The sequence below is a fragment of the Mycobacterium sp. NPDC048908 genome, from assembly GCF_043197955.1.
Taxonomy (GTDB): Bacteria; Actinomycetota; Actinomycetes; order Mycobacteriales; family Mycobacteriaceae; genus Mycobacterium.
Genome location: NZ_JBICUE010000014.1, coordinates 19,023 through 34,179 on the forward strand (window position 1 = coordinate 19,023; position 15,157 = coordinate 34,179).

Annotated in this window: 13 protein-coding genes; 5 read left to right on the top strand and 8 right to left on the bottom strand. The window is 66.8% G+C overall.

The annotated features are described in order from the left end of the window. Window positions 1–21: 21 nt before the first annotated feature. Genes pheT through ACGFK1_RS26775 form a run of 4 tightly spaced genes read right to left on the bottom strand, consistent with a single transcriptional unit; the run spans window position 22 to window position 5,169 of the window. Complete coding sequence (pheT, locus tag ACGFK1_RS26760; protein WP_393436694.1) at window positions 22–2,508, bottom strand: phenylalanine--tRNA ligase subunit beta; 2,487 nt, start codon at window positions 2,506–2,508, stop codon at window positions 22–24. Further along, a complete protein-coding gene (gene pheS, locus ACGFK1_RS26765; protein ID WP_393436696.1) occupies window positions 2,508–3,551 on the bottom strand; it encodes a phenylalanine--tRNA ligase subunit alpha in 1,044 nt (347 codons plus the stop codon). The genes pheT and pheS overlap by 1 nt, the downstream gene beginning before the upstream one ends. After that, window positions 3,544–4,350 carry a rhomboid-like protein gene (locus ACGFK1_RS26770; protein WP_393436699.1) on the bottom strand — a complete coding sequence of 269 codons (807 nt, stop codon included), beginning with the start codon at window positions 4,348–4,350 and terminating at the stop codon, window positions 3,544–3,546. Before ACGFK1_RS26770 ends, pheS begins: the two co-directional genes overlap by 8 nt. 9 nt (window positions 4,351–4,359) lie before the next feature. After that, the gene (locus ACGFK1_RS26775) at window positions 4,360–5,169 is read right to left on the bottom strand and encodes an adenylate/guanylate cyclase domain-containing protein (RefSeq protein WP_393436927.1); all 810 of its coding nucleotides are present in this window, start codon (window positions 5,167–5,169) and stop codon (window positions 4,360–4,362) included. Between the two features lie 207 nt (window positions 5,170–5,376). On the opposite strand from ACGFK1_RS26775, the gene ACGFK1_RS26780 reads away from it, so the two are divergent. Together ACGFK1_RS26780 and ACGFK1_RS26785 are read left to right on the top strand one after the other, a co-directional pair. Next, window positions 5,377–6,399 carry an oxygenase MpaB family protein gene (locus ACGFK1_RS26780; protein WP_393436701.1) on the top strand — a complete coding sequence of 341 codons (1,023 nt, stop codon included), beginning with the start codon at window positions 5,377–5,379 and terminating at the stop codon, window positions 6,397–6,399. Between the two features lie 268 nt (window positions 6,400–6,667). Further along, window positions 6,668–7,633 (top strand): acyl-CoA dehydrogenase family protein, encoded by a 966-nt coding sequence (locus ACGFK1_RS26785; RefSeq protein WP_393436930.1) that lies wholly within the window; start codon window positions 6,668–6,670, stop codon window positions 7,631–7,633. Between the two features lie 47 nt (window positions 7,634–7,680). Here the strand turns inward: ACGFK1_RS26785 and ACGFK1_RS26790 are convergent, their stop codons facing one another. From ACGFK1_RS26790 to infC, 4 genes are read right to left on the bottom strand one after another with little or no spacing between them, the layout of a single operon-like run. Beyond that, on the bottom strand, window positions 7,681–8,442 hold the full coding sequence (locus ACGFK1_RS26790; RefSeq protein WP_393436704.1) for a TrmH family RNA methyltransferase: 762 nt from the start codon (window positions 8,440–8,442) through the stop codon (window positions 7,681–7,683). Between the two features lie 23 nt (window positions 8,443–8,465). Next, on the bottom strand, window positions 8,466–8,855 hold the full coding sequence (gene rplT, locus ACGFK1_RS26795) for a 50S ribosomal protein L20 (RefSeq protein ID WP_110318797.1): 390 nt from the start codon (window positions 8,853–8,855) through the stop codon (window positions 8,466–8,468). A gap of 40 nt (window positions 8,856–8,895) precedes the next feature. Further along, the gene (gene rpmI, locus ACGFK1_RS26800) at window positions 8,896–9,090 is read right to left on the bottom strand and encodes a 50S ribosomal protein L35 (RefSeq protein WP_067801338.1); all 195 of its coding nucleotides are present in this window, start codon (window positions 9,088–9,090) and stop codon (window positions 8,896–8,898) included. A 21-nt stretch (window positions 9,091–9,111) separates the two neighbouring features. Beyond that, window positions 9,112–9,726 carry a translation initiation factor IF-3 gene (gene infC, locus ACGFK1_RS26805; protein ID WP_393436932.1) on the bottom strand — a complete coding sequence of 205 codons (615 nt, stop codon included), beginning with the start codon at window positions 9,724–9,726 and terminating at the stop codon, window positions 9,112–9,114. Window positions 9,727–9,973: 247 nt separating this feature from the next. Between infC and ACGFK1_RS26810 the strand changes: the two genes are divergently transcribed. The 3 genes from ACGFK1_RS26810 (at window position 9,974) to ACGFK1_RS26820 (ending at window position 15,157) form a co-directional block, all read left to right on the top strand. Continuing rightward, window positions 9,974–10,309 (top strand): DUF1844 domain-containing protein, encoded by a 336-nt coding sequence (locus ACGFK1_RS26810; protein WP_393436708.1) that lies wholly within the window; start codon window positions 9,974–9,976, stop codon window positions 10,307–10,309. A gap of 51 nt (window positions 10,310–10,360) precedes the next feature. Continuing rightward, window positions 10,361–13,681 carry a bifunctional lysylphosphatidylglycerol synthetase/lysine--tRNA ligase LysX gene (gene lysX / locus ACGFK1_RS26815; protein WP_393436710.1) on the top strand — a complete coding sequence of 1,107 codons (3,321 nt, stop codon included), beginning with the start codon at window positions 10,361–10,363 and terminating at the stop codon, window positions 13,679–13,681. An 87-nt stretch (window positions 13,682–13,768) separates the two neighbouring features. Beyond that, a complete protein-coding gene (locus tag ACGFK1_RS26820; protein WP_393436933.1) occupies window positions 13,769–15,157 on the top strand; it encodes an alpha/beta hydrolase in 1,389 nt (462 codons plus the stop codon).

Below are 15,157 nucleotides of genomic sequence, written 5' to 3' on the forward strand. Positions count from 1 at the left end.
ACTGGTCGTCGGTCCCCAGGCCTAGGCGCGCTGCACGGCGCCGACCCGGTCGGCCGCCGTCTTGACCGCGGCATCGCGGGCCGCGCTGGCCTCGTCCTCGGTAAGCGTCCGGTCCGCGGCGCGGAACCGCAGCGCCAGCGTCAGCGATTTGCGACCATCGCCGATCTGCGGGCCCGTATAGACGTCGAACAACCGGACGTCTTCGAGCAAGACGCCGGCTCCGTCCCGCACGGCTTCGATCACCGATTGAGCGGCGATGTCGTCTGCGACGACGAGGCTGACGTCCTGGAACACCGCGGGGAACGGTGACACCGACGGTGCGGGCAGTCGTTCGGTGAGCGGGATCGCGTCGAGGTCGAGTTCCGCCGCGCATGTGCCCTTGGGCAGACCCATCCGTTCCACCACCGCCGGATGCAACTGACCGGCATGCCCGACCACGGTGTCCCCGACGAGCACCTCGGCGCAGCGGCCGGGATGCCACGGCAGGTGCTGCGCGGGCTGCAGTGTCAGGTCGACTCCGGCCGCGCGGCCGATCACGCGCACCGCCTCCAACGCGTCACGCGCCTCGACGGGACGTCCAGGGCCCCACGGGCCCGCCGGCTCGCGCAGGCCGGTCAGCACCACGGCGACGTGTTGTGGTTGGCGTGGCAACGACGCGTCGAGGACGGCGATCTCCTCGGCGGTGGGTCTGCGGTTGGTCGGGATCCGTTCGACGGCACGGGTTTGCGACGTCGGCTCGGCGACTTGCTGGATCGCGTACAGCGCGACGTCGACGGCGCCACGAGACACGTTGCGCACCAACGCCTCCAATAGCCCCGGCAGCAGTGTGGTGGCCAGCTCCGGCCGGTCGGCTTCCAACGGGTTGAGCACCTTGGTGGTCGCACGACGCGGGTCGTCCTCGGCCAGCCCCCATTGGTCGAACACGCCGGCAGACAGGAACGGGGTTGGCAGAATCTCGACATAACCATTGAGCGCCAAGGACTTCCCGATCGCGCGACGGCGCTTCTGGATCGCCGTGAGACCTCTGCCCGCGGGCGCTTGCGGCAGCACCGATGGAATGATCTCGAGGCCCTCCAGGCGCAGCACCTCTTCGACGAGGTCGGCGGGCTCACGGAGATCGGGTCGCCAACTCGGCGGTACGGCTGTCACCCGGTCACCGTCGGTGGTCACCTCGGCGCCGATCTGGGTAAGCCTGCGTGCGGTGGTGCCCTCCGGGTAATCGACACCGGCGGTTCGGTCCGGCAGGTCGACGGCCATCGTCACCGGCGGGTGCTTCCAGTCCTCCCTCGGCGGCTCGCCCCGCCAGTCAGTCAGCGTGGGTTCGATTGTCCCGCCAGCGATGTCGGCAAGCAGAGACGCGCAGCGATCCAGCGCGGCGACGGAGATCGCCGGATCCACCGTACGTTCGTAGCGGCGACCCGCCTCGCTGGACAGGTGCAACCGGCGCTGCGTTCGCGACACCGCGGAAGGGTCCCAGACTGCCGCCTCCAGCATCAGATCGGTGGTGGTGTCACGCACCTCGGTGGTGCCCGCGCCCATCACACCGCCGATCGCTGCGGTCGCGACGTCATCGACGATCAGCACATCGCGAGGGTCGAGCGTGCGCTCGATGTCGTCGAGCGTGACGACCTTCTCCCCCGGTTCGGCGAAACGAACCCTGAAGCCGCCGGTGATCAGGCTGCGGTCGTGGGCGTGCATCGGATGGCCGAGTTCGAGCATCACGTAGTTGGTGACGTCGACTGCGGGTGAGATCGCCCGGATGCCGCTGAGCAACAGCCGGCGTTGCATCCACCACGGCGAGACCGCCTTGGGGTCGATGCCCGTGACGGGCCGCAGACCGAACCGCAGCACCCCGGTGCCGGGCTGAATCGTGACCGGCAGTGCCTCGCCCTCGGCAGGCAGCGGCGCAACGTCGGCGGGGTCGACATAGTCGAGGTCGTAGGCGCAGGCGATTTCGCGCGCCATGCCGCGCACCGACAGGCCGTAGCCACGGTCCGGCGTGATCGCGAGGTGGAACACCACGTCGTCGAGGCCGAGCACGTCGGCGGCGGGTGTGCCCGGTTCGGCGGTGCCCGGTGGAAGCACCAGGATGCCCGAATGGTCGGTGCCCAGGTTCAACTCGGCCGTCGAGCAGATCATCCCGTCGGATGTGCGGCCGTATGTCTTACGCGACGAGATCGTGAAGTCACCGGGCAACACGGTTCCGGGAAGTGCGACCACGACGAGGTCGCCGACAGCGAAATTTGTTGCCCCGCAGACGATGTCGCGAGGTCCGGGCTGACCGACGTCGACTTTGACCGCGCGGATCGGCTTCTTGAACTCGGTGAGCTCCTCGATCTCGGCGACCCGGCCGACCGTCAGCGGTCCGGTGACCGGTCCAACAGGGATGACATCTTCGACCTCGTGGCCGATCCGAATCAGCGTGTGCTCCAGCTCGTCGGCAGGCACGTCCCAGCCCGGAGCGCCCGCCTGCACAACCTCGCGGAGCCAGCTGTAGGGAAGCCGCATCAGGCTCCCACCCCGAACGGCAGCGAGAAGCGGACGTCTCCCTCGACCATGTCGCGCATGTCCGGGATGCCGTTGCGGAACTGCAGAGTCCGCTCCAGCCCCATCCCGAACGCGAATCCGGAATATACCTCCGGGTCGATTCCGCAGGCGCGCAACACGTTCGGGTTGACCATGCCGCAGCCGCCCCATTCCACCCAGCCGGGGCCGCCCTTCTTGTTCGGGAACCAGATGTCCACCTCCGCGGACGGCTCGGTGAACGGGAAGAAGTGCGGCCGGAAGCGGGTGCGGCCCTGCGGACCGAACTCGGAGCGTGCGAACGCGTCGAGCGTGCCGCGCAGATTCGCCATCGTCAGGCCCTTGTCCACGGCGAGCCCCTCCACTTGGTGGAAAACCGGGGTATGGGTGGCGTCGAGTTCGTCGGTGCGGAACGTCCGGCCGATCGAGATGATGTACACCGGCAGGTCACGCTCCAGCAGCGCCCGGATCTGCACCGGCGAGGTGTGCGTGCGCAGCACCTGACGGGACCCGTCGGGCGCGACGTAAAAGGTGTCCTGCTCGCTGCGCGCGGGGTGATCAGGCGGGAAGTTCAGCGCGTCGAAGTTGAACTGCTCGGTCTCGACCTCGGGGCCCTCTGCCAGTTCCCACCCCATCGCGACGAACGTGTCGGCGATGTGCTCGGCCAGGATCGTGATCGGATGCCTGGCACCGATGGGCTGACGGGTCGACGGCAGCGTGACGTCGATGCGCTCGGCGACCAGCACGGCGGCATCGCGTTCGGCCCGCAGTGTGGCCAGGCGCTCGTCATAGGCGCGCTGCGCCTCGGTGCGTGCGACGTTGACCCGTTTCCCGGCGTCGGCGCGGTCGGCCTTGGGCAGCGAACCCAGCGCCTGGCGGGCCAACGCGACCGGCGAGCGGTCACCGAGGTGTTCGGTTTTGGCCCGGGCCAGCGCGTCGAGATCTGCTGCCAGGCCGAACGCATGTTGGGCCGCGCTGACTGCTTTGGTCAGCGATTCTTCGGAAAGGTCTATGGGCTGATCAGCCACCCGGCGATCGTACGCGATGGCCGAAGGCGGTCTTAACCGCATCAGTCGCCGACGCAGACGAGACGGGGTGTCTGCTCAGCGCCTCGCCGATCACCGCACCGGCCAGGCCTGCGGCCGTCGCAACCAGCATGTCGGTGCTGGCAAGCACCAGGTAGCCGAACGCGGTGGCGCAGGCGAGCAGCACGACCCGCGCCGGGCTCCAATGCTGCGGCCGACGCAGTCGCGTCGCAACCAACATGCCCAGCGCCAGCGCCACGACGTGTCCGACGTCGGTGAAGTCGTGTCCGACCACCACAATCGCTATCCCGACCGCCGCAAACCAGCCGATCCACGCGGGCCGCCACCGGCCCGGTATCGCTGCGGTCAGCGAGCCCAGCACCGCGGCGGCCCCGTAGCTCATGCCGACATCGGTCGCCCGGCTCACCGACAGCGGCAGCCAGCCGAATTCCACGGCCGCGGCCAGGCCCACGGCCACCAGCAGGGTGGCGCCGACGTGGCCGACGGCAAACGTGGCCGCGAGCAGGCCACTGCGAAAAGTCAGCTCGGCGACTGCGAGTAAACAGACCAGGCCCGGCAACCACACGTAGATGGGTCCGGCGTCGACCACAAAGGCGCTGCCGAGCAGCGTCCCGAAGCGTCCGTGGCTGAGATTGTGCAGGTTGGTGCTGACGTGGCGGATCACCCGATCCTGCACAACTGGGCCCAGCGCGTACAGCGCGATGGTCACGCAGGTCACGCTCACCGCGTACGCGACGGTGACGCGCACTCGCGCCAGCCTGGTCAAAATTCTCAACAACATCTCAGTTCACTATGCGCCCGTCGTGCCCAGTTCGTCGTCCTCGCTGCCTGGCAACTGCCTGCGAGTTCTCAGCCGATACATGATCAGGTCGGCCGGCACCCCGTCCTGTTTGGCCGTGAAAACTTGTCGGCGAAGCCGTTTCGCCGTCACACCCAACGAGTCGAACTCCTCTTCGGTGATCCGGTCGAGGGTGGCCGCTGATACGACGAACTCACCTCTGGTTGCTCGTTCCATGACCCGCGCCGCGATGTTGACGTCCACGCCAAGCCAGTCCGACCCGATCCGTTGCGGTCGGCCGGTGTGTACGCCGACCCTCATGCGCGGCGTGAAGCCGGCAACCTCGACGGCTCTGACGGCTTCACGCGCGACGAGGGCCGCGCGCACCGCGGTGAGAGGTTCGGAGAACACGGCCATGATGCCGTCGCCCATCCGCTTCACGATGTGCCCGCCCGCCTGCAGCAGCGGCGGCTCGACAACCTGAGCCACCCGGCGCAGCAGCTTCAGCGTCGCCTCGTCGCCCGCGCTCAGCGACCACGCCGAAAAGCCGACCAGGTCCGTGAAGACAAGTGTCATCTCACGATTCGCGGGCTTACCGGACACGCGCTCAGTGAGCGCCTGCCACACCTGCAGCGCCCCGAGGCTCACCTCGCGGGTGGCGGCTTCGCGCTCCAGCAGCCGATCGGCGGCCCTTGCCGCAGCGCGCGGACCGCCGACACCGTCCACCGACAACGGGTCGCCGAATTCAGGGTCGCCGGGCAGGGCACGCCTTGCCCGGCGCAGGAACGCGATCACGGCCGGGTTGTGATTGGTGCCCTTCAGCCAACCCGTCGGGCCGGTTGATTGTGGGACGGGTCGCTCGTCGATCGACTCGACTTCATCCACGGTCGCCAGCCTAGTTGAGCCGAGTGTTGGCGCTAAACCACCTGGTCACCGTTGCGCTGGGGGCGGCGGAGGCCGCATAACACGGTGCCGCCACACCGCCGCAAATCGTAGACAACGCATGTTGTCAACATTATCGTTGGGGTTGTGCGTTCATCGACGACAGCAAACACCAGCACACCCCTCGGCCCCGATTCACTGACGTGGAAGTACTTCGGCGACCTGCGCACCGGCATGCTCGGCGTGTGGATCGGCGCGATCCAGAACATGTACCCGGAACTCGGCGCAGGCGTCGAGGACCACTCGATACTGCTGCGGGAACCGCTACAGCGGGTGGCGAGGTCGGTGTACCCGATCATGGGCGTCGTCTACGACGGCGATCGCGCCCCCGTGACCGGACAGCAGATCAAGAGCTACCACACGACGATCAAGGGCATCGACGCCGAGGGGCGCCGCTATCACGCGCTCAACCCTGAGACCTTCTACTGGGCGCACGCCACCTTCTTCATGCTGATCATCAAGACCGCCGAGTATTTCTGCGGCGGGCTGACCGAGGCCGAAAAGAGCCAACTGTTCGACGAGCACGTGCAGTGGTACCGCATGTACGGCATGAGCATGCGGCCGGTCCCCGACAGCTGGGACGAATTTCAGGAGTACTGGGCCCGCAAGTGCCGCGAAGAACTCGAGATCAACAAGGCCACGCTGGACATCTTCTCGATTCGCATCCCGAAGCCGTGGTTTGTGCTGATGCCGACCGCGGTGTGGGATCAGCTGTTCAAGCCGATGGTCGGGGCGCAGCGCTGGATCGCGGCGGGTCTGTTCGACGACGTGGTGCGCGAGAAGGCGGGGATGCGCTGGACACCCGGTGACGAGGTGCTGCTGCGGCTGTTCGGCAAGCTCGTCGAGTTGGCGTTCGTCGCGGTGCCCGACGAGATCCGGTTGCATCCTCGGGCGTTGGCGGCCTACCGCCGCGCCAACGGCCGGCTGCCCGAGGACGCCCCGCTCGTCGAGGCGCCCGCGTTCATGGCACCGCCGCGCGACCGCCACGGCCTGCCGATGCATTACGTCCCGCCCCGCAAGTCACTGCTCGACCGAGCTGGGTCGTTGGTGCACACCACGTTCTCGTTGGCGGGGCTGCGTCCGGCGCGCGGACGCAATAGGGCAGCCTGAACGCATGCTGGATTGGTCTGATGTCGATCTCGCCGTGCGCGACGCCGTGCGGGAGTTCGTCGATAAAGAGATACGCCCCCATGTCGATGAGCTGGAAAGCGGCGAGATGGAGCCCTACCCCATCATCCGCAAACTGTTCGCCACGTTCGGCATCGCCGACATGGCGCGCGACTCGCTGAACAAACGGCTTGCGAGGCTGCGCGAAGGTGGCGCTTCGTCGGGCAAGCCGTCCTCGGGCGGCGGCATGTTCGGCGAGGGTTCAGGCGGCATGGGCTTCGTGGTGGTCAGCGAACTGTGCCGGGTGTCGATGGGCATCGTCACGGGTATGGGCGTCTCGCTGGGGTTGACGGTGCCGACCATCATGGGCCGCGGCACTCTGGCACAACAGGAACGATGGCTGCCGGACCTGGTCACCTACGACAAGATCGGCGCGTGGGCGATCACCGAACCCGATTCCGGATCGGATGCGTTCGGCGGGATGAAGTCCTACGTGGTCCGCGACGGTGACGACTACATACTCAACGGGCAGAAGACGTTCATCACCAACGGACCCGACGCCGATGTGGTGGTGGTGTATGCGAAGTTGGACGAGCCGGGCGTCGAGAAGCGCGACCGCAAGGTGTTGACCTTTGTACTCGACCGCGGCATGGAAGGTTTCGTTCAGTCAAAGCCGTTCCGCAAGATGGGAATTCACAGTTCGCGGACCGGTGAGCTGTTCTTCAACAACGTCCGGCTTGGTCGTGATCGGCTGCTCGGCGAGACGGAAGACGCGGCCGGTGACGGGCGCGCCAGCGCGCGCTCCAACTTCTCCGCGGAGCGGATCGGCGTCGCCGCGATGGCGCTGGGCGTCATCGAGGAATGCCTGCGGCTATGCGTCGGCTACGCGAAGAGTCGCACGCTGTGGGGCCAGGAGATCGGCCAGTTCCAGCTGATCCAGCTCAAGCTGGCGAATATGGAAGTCGCGCGAATGAACGTGCGCAACATCCTGTTTCGCGTCATCGAGTCGGCGCAGAGCGGCAAGGCGATCTCGCTGCCGGAGGCGTCGGCGATCAAGTGGTACTGCTCGCAAGCCGCCACGGACGTCGCGATGGACGCCGTGCAGTTGTTCGGCGGCAACGGGTACATGACCGAGTACCGGGTCGAGCAGTTGGCGCGCGACGCCAAATCGCTGATGATCTACGCAGGAAGCAACGAGGTGCAGATCACCCACGTCGCGAGGGGCCTGCTTTCTTGAGCGCGAGCAGACGCAAAACTGCCTATTTTTCGAGAAATCACGGCAGTTTACGTCTGCTCGCGGGGGGAGGTGCGGTGCGCCTTGGCGCTCTCATAGAGGCAGATCGACGCCGCGGACGCCACATTGAGGCTTTCGGCACTGCCCGGCATCGGGATGTGCACCCGATGCGTCGCCATCTGAGCCAAATCGGAGGGCAGGCCGTGGGCCTCGGGGCCGAACAGCCATGCCGTCGGCCCCAAAAGGTCGGCGTCGTCCAGGCTGATTTCGCCGTCGACCGTCGTGGCCAACACGTGCAGGCCCGCGTCTTGCAGGGCTGCGACGGCCCCAGCGGCGTCGTCGTCAGTGATGACGGGGATCGAGAAGATGCTGCCCGCCGAGGCCCGCAGACACTTTCCGTTGTACGGGTCCACGCTGTGCCCGGCAAGCACCACGGCGTCAGCGCCCATCGCATCGGCGATCCGGATCAGCGTGCCCGCGTTGCCGGGTTCGGAGGTTTCCACCGCGACGGCAACAAGTTGCGGTGACTCTGCGAGCACATCGGCCAAAGTTGTCTCCGGTACCGAGCACACGGCGACTAGACCGACCGGAGTCACTGTGTCCGACAGCGCTTTTGCGGCGCGCTCCGTCACCAGATGCACCGGCGTGTCGGTGAGCATGGGAGCGAACCGGCTCATCGCCGGTTCGGTGGCAAACACTTCGAAGACGAGTCCGCGCCGCAACGCTGCCTCGACGAGGTTGGGTCCTTCGGCGAGAAAGCGTGCGGCGCGGCGTCGTCCGATGTGGCGGTGCAGTTTGACCGCGGCCGCCACCCGTGCGGAGCGCTCGGTGAGCGTCAGGCGGCCTCACCGGAGGGCGCGTTGACGTCCTCAGGCAGCGCGCCCTTGGCGACCTCGACCAGTGCGGTGAAGGCAGCGGGATCGCTGACCGCGATCTCGGCGAGGTTCTTACGGTCCACCTCGACACCGGCGGCCTTCAGGCCCTGGATGAGCCGGTTGTACGTGATGTCGTTGGCGCGGGCGGCCGCGTTGATCCTTGAGATCCACAGCTTGCGGAACTCGCCCTTGCGGGCACGCCGGTCGCGGTAGGCGTAGGTCAACGAATGCAGCTGCTGCTCTTTGGCTTTGCGATACAGCCGAGACCGCTGACCGCGGTAGCCCTTGGATGCCTTCAGTACTGTGCGACGCTTCTTTTGAGCGTTGACTGCGCGCTTGACGCGTGCCATGAGAATGTTCCTTCGTTCAGGTCGTACGGGGCCGGGCTGGTTAGCCGTTCAGCAACTTCTTGATGCGCTTGGTGTCGTTGGCCGCCACCTCCGTGCGGCCGGCGAGCCGCCGGGTGCGCTTGGTCGGCTTGTGCTCGAGCAGGTGCCGACGGTTGGCCTTCTGGCGTACCACCTTGCCGGTTCCGGTCAGCCGGAACCGCTTGGAAGCGCCGCTATGGGTCTTCGCCTTTGGCATGTGTCCTCTTTCAGTTCTGCGTTACGTCTGACTGTCTTCAGTTGGTGCCGCGGGCGCCGGGCCCGGTTGTGCCCGTTGTGCCGGCGCGGCATCTGCGTCGTGCGCCGCCTTGGCGCGAGTCTTCGCGCCGCGGTGCGGAGCCAGCACCATCGTCATGTTGCGGCCATCCTGTTTAGCCGACGTCTCGACGAAGCCGTAGTCGGCGACGTCGGCGCCCAGCCGCTGCAGGAGCCGGTACCCGAGTTCGGGCCGCGACTGCTCGCGTCCGCGGAACATGATCGTCACCTTGACCTTCGACCCCGCCTGCAGGAAGCGGACAACGTGACCCTTCTTGGTCTCGTAGTCGTGCGGGTCGATCTTGGGACGCAGCTTCTGTTCCTTGACGACGGTCTGCTGCTGATTCTTGCGAGACTCGCGTGCCTTCTGAGCCGTCTCGTATTTGAACTTGCCGTAGTCCATGATCTTGCAAACCGGCGGTTTGGCGTCTGGGGCTACTTCCACAAGGTCGAGATCGGCATCCGCGGCGACGCGGAGGGCGTCTTCGATGCGCACAATGCCTACTTGCTCGCCACCTGGTCCGATCAGACGGACTTCAGGGACTCGAATGCGCTCGTTGACGCGGGTCTCAGTGCTGATGGGGCCTCCTATGTTGTCCTCTAGGAGCCCACACCATCAGCCACTCTGCTCAATGAACAGAAAAGCCCTGCTCAAAGCAGGGCCCAAAGCCGACCAGGACAGGCACGGATGCCTGTGACCGGACCGCTGTACCGGTATGGTCAGCGGTGGGAGTGGGACTCCACTTATCGGTCCCGGCCTACGCCGGGACGGTACTTCCATGTCCCTGGCGTACGCCGGGACGGTCGCGCATGCCACTCTAGCAGGCATGACCGACGTTCCCAACATTCGCGAGCTATCCGAAATTCCCGCCGTCGAGGTGATCACCCGGTCGGCGGTGATGCTGATGAGCGCCGCCGCTGAAAAGCTCGGACTGTCGGCGGACGATCCGGAGGACAGCCCGCACCGAGACCTCGACGAGGCGCGCCGGTTGATCACCGCGCTCGCCGGGTTGGTCACCGCGTCGGCTGAATACCTGGGGCCGCACGCCGGTCCAGTGCGCGACGGGCTGAAAACGCTGCAGTTGGCGTTCCGCGAAGCCAGCGCCGCGCCGGACGAACCGGGTCAGGGTCCCGGCGAGAAGTACACCGGTCCTGTTTGGTAGCTGGGCGCAGTCACAACAATTTCTGAGCTTGAGCGAATATCCTCGCGGCCTATGACCGCCACGTTGACGCGTCGGGCTTCTCGGTACTCGTGGGTCCCCGCAGCCGCCGGCTGGACGGTCGGCATCATCGCCACGCTGTCGTTGGTTGCCAGCGTCTCGCCGGGCATCCGGTGGCTCATCAAGGAGCCCCGGGAGTTCGTCAACGACTACATCTTCAACTTCCCGGACACCAGTTTCGCGTGGGCGTTCGTTCTGGCCCTCCTCGCGGCCGCGCTGGCCGCCCGCAAGCGGATCGCGTGGTGGATTCTCATCGGCTACATGGTCGCGTCGATCGCCTGGAACGTCGGCGGCCTGATCACCAGCCCGAAGTCCGTGCTGGAGGACATCGGCGAAGTCGTCGGGCTCGTCTTTCACAGCGCGTCGATCCTGTTTCTGGTCCTGGCCCGCAAGGAGTTCTGGGCGAAGGTTCGCCGCGGCGCGTTGCTGAAGGCGGCCGCCACGCTGGTCGTCAGCATGGCGGTCGGCACGCTGATCGGTTGGGCGCTGCTGGAGGTGTTCCCCGGCTCACTGGCACGTGAGGACCGCTTCTGGTACGCGCTGAACCGGGTGAGCGCGTTCGCTGGCGCCGGCTCTGAGTCGTTCTCCGGATACCCGCACGTGTTCGTCAACGCGTTGCTCGGCCTGTTCGGTGCGCTCGCCCTGATGGTGACGGCGATCGTGTTGTTTCAGTCGCAGCGCGCCGACAACGCCCTCACCGGCGAGGACGAGTCGGCGATCCGCGGCCTGCTCGAGTTGTTCGGCAAGAACGACTCGCTCGGCTATTTCGCCACCCGCCGCGACAAGGCCGTGGTGTTCGCGCCCAACGGCCGGGCGGCCATCACCTACCGCGTGGAAGTCGGCGTGTGCCTGGCCAGTGGTGATCCCGTCGGCGATCCGAAGGCGTGGCAGCAGGCCATCCACGCGTGGCTGGCGTTGTGCCAGACATATGGTTGGGCGCCGGGAGTGATGGGCGCCAGTTCGACGGGCGCCGAGGCGTTCCGGCTTGCCGGCCTGAACGCGTTGCAACTCGGTGACGAGGCCATCCTCTATCCGGACAACTTCAGGCTGTCGGGGCCGGATATGCGCGCGGTGCGTCAGGCCGTGACGCGAGCACGCCGGGCGGGCGCGTCCGTCCGGATCCGACGGCACCGCGACCTGTCCGACGAGGAAATGGCCAAGGTGATCGAACGGGCCGACTCCTGGCGCGACACCGAAACCGAACGCGGCTTCTCCATGGCGCTGGGCCGGCTCGGGGACCCGGCCGACGGTGACTGCCTTTTGGTGGAGGCTCTGCAGGCTGACGTCGGGCGGCCCGGTGGGGATGAGCAGGTGGTGGCGATGCTGTCGCTGGTGCCGTGGGGAACCAACGGCGCCTCGCTCGACCTGATGCGCCGCTCACCGCAATCCCCCAACGGCACCATCGAGCTGATGGTCAGCGAGCTCTGCGCACAGGCCGAAAACATTGGGGTGACCCGTGTTTCGCTGAACTTCGCGATGTTCCGCACCGCGTTCGAGCAGGGCGCACAGCTGGGCGCGGGCCCGGTCGCGCGGCTGTGGCGTGCCCTCTTGGTGTTTTTCTCACGCTGGTGGCAGCTGGAGACGCTGTACCGGTCGAACATGAAGTATCAGCCGCAGTGGGTGCCCCGCTACGCCTGCTACGAAGACGCGCGCCTGGTCCCCCGCGTCGGAGTCGCCTCGGTGATTGCCGAAGGATTTCTGGTGCTTCCCTTTTCCCGGCGCAACGAACAGCCGCACACCGGGCACCACATCTCGGCGCCCGACAACCTAATCGCCACCGGGCTGTTGCACCATGACGGCAGCGCACCCGATCTCGGCGAGTTGCACGCCGACCTGCCGGAGGCTGATGACGGTCCGCGACTGCCCGAGCAGGTCCGCGTGCGGATGGCCAAGCTGAAATCGTTGCAGGACAGTGGTGTTGACGCATACCCCGTCGGCGAGCCGCCCAGTCACACCGTCGCGCAGGCGGTCGCATCCGAGGGCGCAGGCACCGTCACGGTGGCGGGGCGCATCCTTCGGATTCGCGACTACGGCGGCGTGCTGTTCGCCCAGTTGCGTGACTGGTCGGGTGAAGTCCAACTGCTGCTCGACAATTCGACCCTCGAACAGGGCACCGCCGTGGACTTCACCCAGGCCGTCGACCTGGGTGACCTGATCCAGGTGTCCGGGACCATGGGCTACAGCAGAAAGGGCACCCGCTCGCTGGTTGTGCTCAGTTGGCGGCTGATCGGCAAGTGTCTGCGGCCGCTGCCCGACAAATGGAAAGGGCTGACCGACCAGGAAGCGCGGGTGCGCGCCCGCTACGTCGACCTGGCGATCAACCCCGAGGCCCGCGACTTGATCCGGGCCCGCAGCGGTGTGCTGCACGCGATCCGGGAAACTCTGTACGGCAAGGGGTTTCTGGAGGTCGAGACGCCGATCCTGCAACAGATCCACGGCGGCGCCAACGCGCGGCCGTTTCTCACCCACATCAACGCCTACGACCTCGACCTGTATCTGCGCATCGCACCCGAGTTGTACCTCAAGCGGTTGTGCGTCGGCGGGGTCGAGCGGGTCTTCGAACTCGGCCGCGCCTTCCGCAACGAAGGCGTGGACTTCAGCCACAACCCGGAGTTCACCCTGCTGGAGGCCTACCAGGCGCACGCCGACTACAACGTGTGGATTGCCGGCTGCCGCGAGCTGATCCAGAACGCCGCCCAGGCGGCCAACGGCGCACAAGTGTTTCTGCGCCCGCGCGACGACGGCACCCTCGAGCCCGTCGACATCTCTGGTGACTGGTCGGTCAAGACCGTGCACGGCGCGGTGTCCGAGGCGCTCGGCGAGGAAATCGGTCCCCAGACGGAAGTTCCTGCGCTGCGCAAGCTTTGCGATGCCGCCGGCATCCCCTATCTGACTCACTGGGACGCGGGAGCGGTTGTGCTCGAACTCTACGAGCGGCTCGTCGAGGACCGCACCGAGCAGCCCACCTTCTACAAGGACTTCCCGACATCAGTGTCACCACTGACCCGGCCGCACCGCAGCATCCCCGGAGTGGCCGAACGCTGGGACCTGGTGGCGTGGGGCGTGGAATTGGGCACCGCCTACAGCGAGCTGACCGATCCGGTGGAGCAGCGCAGGCGGTTGCAGGAGCAGTCGCTGCTTGCCGCGGGCGGCGATCCGGAGGCAATGGAACTCGACGAGGATTTCCTGCAGGCGATGGAGTACGCGATGCCGCCGACGGGCGGCCTCGGCATGGGGGTGGACCGGGTCGTCATGCTGATCACCGGCCGCAGCATCCGGGAAACCTTGCCGTTCCCGCTGGCCAAACCGCGTTAGCAGCCGGCTCACAGGCGGCGCCAAGGAAACGCGTCCACGATTGTTGCCGTGACGTTACCCGACCAGTTTCGCCACCATCTTTCGCTGATGCACGGATGGCTGCCGATCTCCGTGCAAGTCTTCGCAGGTCTTCTGTTGCTCGCCGCGATCGGTTGGCGGACGCGGCGTTGGCGTTTGGTGTGGTTGCCGTGGACGGCGCTCGTCGGGGCGGCACTGGCGGTGGCGGTGTACTGGTACATCGCTTCACAAGGTCTCAGCGACGACAACAACCCCGCTCCGGTGGCGCTGTGGATCTGGATCGGGCTGACGGGCGTCGCGGCGGCCGTGCTGATCGCGGGTTGGCGTGGCGCCCGATGGTGGCGGCGGTTGGTGTCCGCGGTGGCACTCCCGGCTTGTGTTCTCTGTGCGGCGCTCGCCCTCAACCTCTGGGTCGGGTACTTCCCCACCGTGCAGAACGCGTGGAATCAGGTGAGCGCCGGGCCGCTCCCCGATCAGACGGACACCACCACAATCGTGGAGATGCAGAAGCGGCACGCGATACCCCTGAAGGGCACCGTGGTGCCGGTCAGCATCCCCGACACGGCGTCGGGCTTCAAACACCGCGGTGAGCTGGTCTATCTGCCGCCGGCGTGGTACGCCACCGATCCCCCGCCCCCGCTGCCGACGGTGATGATGGTCGGCGGCGAGTTCAACACACCGTCCGACTGGATGCGAGCCGGCAACGCCATCAGCACCATCGACGGTTTTGCGGCCGCACACGGCGGCAACGCACCGGTGTTCGTGTTCGTGGATTCGGGCGGCGCCTTCAACAACGACACCGAATGCGTCAACGGCAGCCGCGGTAACGCCGCCGATCACCTCACCAAAGATGTTGTGCCTTTTATGGTTTCCAACTACCGGGTGTCGGCCAACCGGGCCAACTGGGGAATTGTGGGATGGTCCATGGGCGGTACCTGCGCGGTCGATCTGACCGTCATGCACCCCGACATGTTCAGCGCCTTCCAGGACATCGCCGGTGACCTGACCCCCAATTCCGGTAATAAGGCCCAGACGATTCAGCGGCTGTTCGGCGGCAACGCCGCGGCCTATGCGGCGTTCGACCCGACCACCGTGATCACCCGGCACGGGCCGTATGCCGGGGTGGTGGGCTGGTTCGACATCAACGGCACACCGTCGGCCAAGCCACATACGGTGAATGCCGCTGCAAACCCGAACGACCAGGCCGCTGCCGCGAATTCACTGTGCGCGACCGGGAGCGCGAACGGAATCCGATGTGCCGTCGAGATGCGGCCAGGCAAGCACGACTGGCCGTTCGCAGGCCGCGCTTTCGCCGCTGGACTGCCTTGGCTCGCGAGCCAACTCGGCACGCCGGGGGTTCCCGCGGTGCCGCTGCCGCCATCTACGGTCACGACGCGCTCAGGCCCGCCGCCCCCGGCACCGCACTCCGGACCGAAATTGCAGGCGGCCGCGAAGTAG

Bases quoted from the DNA above. Each gene is read 5' to 3' on its own strand.
- rplT (WP_110318797.1), bottom strand. From the start codon at position 8,855: ATGGCACGCGTCAAGCGCGCAGTCAACGCTCAAAAGAAGCGTCGCACA.
- ACGFK1_RS26810 (WP_393436708.1), top strand. From the start codon at position 9,974: ATGACCGACGTTCCCAACATTCGCGAGCTATCCGAAATTCCCGCCGTC.
- ACGFK1_RS26770 (WP_393436699.1), bottom strand. From the start codon at position 4,350: ATGTTGTTGAGAATTTTGACCAGGCTGGCGCGAGTGCGCGTCACCGTC.
- ACGFK1_RS26785 (WP_393436930.1), top strand. From the start codon at position 6,668: ATGGGCTTCGTGGTGGTCAGCGAACTGTGCCGGGTGTCGATGGGCATC.
- lysX (WP_393436710.1), top strand. From the start codon at position 10,361: ATGACCGCCACGTTGACGCGTCGGGCTTCTCGGTACTCGTGGGTCCCC.
- pheT (WP_393436694.1), bottom strand. From the start codon at position 2,508: ATGCGGCTTCCCTACAGCTGGCTCCGCGAGGTTGTGCAGGCGGGCGCT.
- ACGFK1_RS26820 (WP_393436933.1), top strand. From the start codon at position 13,769: ATGCACGGATGGCTGCCGATCTCCGTGCAAGTCTTCGCAGGTCTTCTG.
- rpmI (WP_067801338.1), bottom strand. From the start codon at position 9,090: ATGCCAAAGGCGAAGACCCATAGCGGCGCTTCCAAGCGGTTCCGGCTG.